This is a genomic window from Acinetobacter sp. USHLN143 (assembly GCF_037145695.1).
Classification (GTDB): Bacteria; Pseudomonadota; Gammaproteobacteria; order Pseudomonadales; family Moraxellaceae; genus Acinetobacter; species Acinetobacter fasciculus.
In genome coordinates this window covers 1-208 of the sequence record NZ_JBBCWZ010000377.1, presented here as the reverse complement: position 1 = coordinate 208, position 208 = coordinate 1, and the positions used below count along the sequence as shown (strand labels likewise).

At 42.3% G+C, this 208-nt stretch carries 1 protein-coding gene; it reads right to left on the bottom strand.

Annotation, left to right across the window (positions count from 1 at the left end):
• Positions 1 to 208: DDE-type integrase/transposase/recombinase (locus tag WFH18_RS18465; protein WP_336755488.1), on the bottom strand; the 208-nt coding region annotated here is incomplete at both ends.

Genomic DNA, 208 nt, shown 5'->3' with positions numbered 1-208 from the left:
AGCATTATCGTATGAATCACCAGTCGTACCGACTGATGCTCGTAAATTTGCTGCTTCTAAACGATTGGTATAGCGAATGGAAAGATATTGCACACCTCTGTCGGAATGATGAATCACATTCTTTGGCATGCCTCGATCATGCAATGCTTGCTCTAATGCATCGAGCACCATATCTGTATTCATTCGTGTAGATACTTTCCAGCCAACA